The following is a 2,521-nucleotide window of genomic DNA, read 5'->3' as shown; positions in this document are numbered from 1 at the left end:
CGTTTCAGGATGCGATATTCGGCATCGAGTGCGTCGGCCCCGATGATAAACTGAAATACGTTGCCCCACGGGTTCTCGATCCCCCTCCAAACGACCGGAGTATATCCATTGCCCCCGGTGCCGGTTCCGGTGCCGTTCGTGCCGATGTTTGAGTCGGCACTATCCGCCCCGTTCTCCTCGCCAGCAAATCCAGTACCAGCCCCCTTACTTGTTATTCCTGCGCCGATGCCGACACTGATGCTCTGGCTATTGAAATTGCAATACTCGACGACATAGAGCCAATATAAAAGATCCCATGTCCAGATATTACAAATTCCCCACCGGGTACCATAAGTCAGAGCATAATCCTCGGCCCCCTGCCGAGTTAATGGGAGGGCCGCTCCTGTCCCCGTTGTTGCCGCCCTTGTAACAGTCGCCACTTGTATATCTTCAGGATTCGTCCAGTTGGCCCAGTCCGCACCAGGATATTTGACATAGATATATCCGGCAGCATTTCCGCCGCCCCAAGTCCCGCCAGAAACGTAGACCGCGACTACAACTCCGGTTTTGCCCGACGTGGCCCCGGTCACGGTGTCTCCAACCTCTATCTCGGTGGTGCCGGTTCCGAACGGTATCTTCCCGATACAAGCCCCAGTCCACGGCTGTTCGCCAGTCTTGGAGATCATGTACTCGGCGCCAGCGTCGTCAACTTCCAGACACCCGGCATAGGCCCCGACATAGATCTGGGACTTCGCGACCCCACCCCTTTGCACGAATGCAGGGTGGAGCGCGAATCCCGGATACGGCAGCGGTGAGAACCAAATACTGAAATCATCACCGAACTTCTCCGCTCTCACGTAGCACCTTGGTATCTGGACCATAACCTGCCCGGTGGTGCCGTCCAGTGTTAGCCCGTCGCCCCTGGCGTTTGTACCAAATGTCGGCGTGCCGTCGGCGGTTACGGTGCATCGCTTGATGTTTTCCCAGATAGGGTGGCGGTCGAACCAGGCGTGGCTTTTCTGGACCAGTTCCGCCCCGTCTACATCAATGTGAGTGAGAGCGGGTGAATTAGACGACGTATCCCACTTGACGCCGATTATCTGATCGGCCACGTCGTCATCAAGAACCTGGATATGGCTCATCAGATCGCCTCGACGTAATAGCTCACGCCACCGGTGATTCGGTCATCAGTCACAGCATCCAAAACTAGAGCTTCTGCTTCCCCGAGATTGGCCGGCGTTGGCGGAGCCCAGATCATCACCGCGCCCTGAAACGTTCTGATGGTAGTCGCTCCGCTTTTCACGGCGATCTCGACGTTCACGAGAGCCGACAGTTCAAGAGACACAACTCGGATTCTATACCCCGCTGCTGGACCTGCCACTATTGTCTGCGCCGCCGCATCACTGAAATCGATATTAACATGGACCAAAACGCGGTTGAGAGCATCCTGGATCGCTTGCTCTGCGGTTATCTGGGCAGTTTGGTTTGCGGAGGTCGCCGCGCCTGCTGGTAGAACCGAGCCGCTTATCGTCACTTCTTCGCCGTTTAGTGTTACCGGTATATCACTTTGATCGCTTGCCACTACCACCGGCACAGATTCGGCCATCGTCTGCTGCCCCTTTGCCTCGCTCGTTAGTATTGGCATGTTACTCCTTCCTTCCTGGCACTGCTCGTATGCTCACTACCGTGTTTGCTGCCGATGCCCAGAGTTTCATTTGTTTGACCGTTATGCCATCGAAATAGTCGTACCCTTCGACGTTTCCCGCTGGTATGGTGCCGATCGCGCTCCAGTGTTCTCCGTCTTCCGACAACATGAACGATACCACACCTGGTCCGGTGTTTCGTACCACGAACGACTTCGCTGGCGTGCCGAATCCCTGTGCAGCGTCTCTTTCGAAGTCGAGCTGTAATAGGTCGTCTTCTCCCCCTACCGCAAACGTGTACCCGGCCACTACGTAGGGCATCTGCCTAACGTCGTCAATTCGTGACATTGTATCCTCACGGCAGTTTCAGGTTCATCATCTGGTTTGGTTGTAGTGGGTCTATTATACCAGCCGCGATTTTCTCCGTAAGCAGAAACTCGTCGTTTAACGCGTTTGCAGCGTCCTCGTCCTTTTCGTCGAAGAATGGGTACTGCCACATCAGGTGGTCGAACACGTTAAGACTTCTCACGCCGTATATGAATCGCATTGTCACGTCGTCTGTTTCTGAAACGGCAGCTCCTGACTGGTTGTCTACTCTTATTGCCATCTTTTCGAGCGCTGGCATGAACAGTCTGCTCATGAATGTTGCGTGTCCCGACGTTCCGTCTGTTGGCATCGTTAACGCGTCGAGCACCATGTAATCGTTCGTGGCGTCTCGGTCTATCTTGATCCACAGTTCGTTGTTTGCGATCCCCTGGATTGCGGCTGCTGCAGTGGCGTCAAACTCTATTCCAAGTAGTGTGAAGCACTTTCTGTAAGGGACTTTCATTTCCCCGCCACATATCCACTCATCACCATCGGCTATGTCTGGTAGTTGTCTTCCTACCACCAGAATCTCG

Annotated in this window: 4 protein-coding genes; all 4 read right to left on the bottom strand. The window is 54.6% G+C overall.

Going from position 1 to position 2,521, the window contains the following annotated elements; all coding sequences use genetic code 11:
- On the bottom strand, positions 1-1,121 hold a 1,121-nt coding region (locus PHI12_15200), incomplete at its 3' end, for a hypothetical protein (protein ID MDD5512131.1).
- Positions 1,121-1,624 carry a hypothetical protein gene (locus PHI12_15195; GenBank protein ID MDD5512130.1) on the bottom strand — a complete coding sequence of 168 codons (504 nt, stop codon included), beginning with the start codon at positions 1,622-1,624 and terminating at the stop codon, positions 1,121-1,123. The genes PHI12_15195 and PHI12_15200, both read right to left, overlap by 1 nt.
- A gap of 1 nt (position 1,625) precedes the next feature.
- Positions 1,626-1,970, bottom strand: coding sequence for a hypothetical protein (locus PHI12_15190; protein MDD5512129.1), 345 nt, complete (start codon positions 1,968-1,970; stop codon positions 1,626-1,628).
- A gap of 7 nt (positions 1,971-1,977) precedes the next feature.
- On the bottom strand, positions 1,978-2,521 hold a 544-nt coding region (locus PHI12_15185; protein ID MDD5512128.1), incomplete at its 5' end, for a hypothetical protein.

The sequence above is a fragment of the Dehalococcoidales bacterium genome (genome assembly GCA_028716225.1).
Taxonomy (GTDB): Bacteria; Chloroflexota; Dehalococcoidia; order Dehalococcoidales; family UBA5760; genus UBA5760.
The sequence above is the reverse complement of the archived record's forward strand: the minus strand, read 5'-3'. Positions and strand labels throughout refer to the sequence as shown.

What these genes read in the sequence shown, in the direction of transcription:
- PHI12_15195 (MDD5512130.1), bottom strand. Translation starts at nt 1,624, where the DNA reads ATGCCAATACTAACGAGCGAGGCAAAGGGGCAGCAGACGATGGCCGAA.
- PHI12_15190 (MDD5512129.1), bottom strand. Translation starts at nt 1,970, where the DNA reads ATGTCACGAATTGACGACGTTAGGCAGATGCCCTACGTAGTGGCCGGG.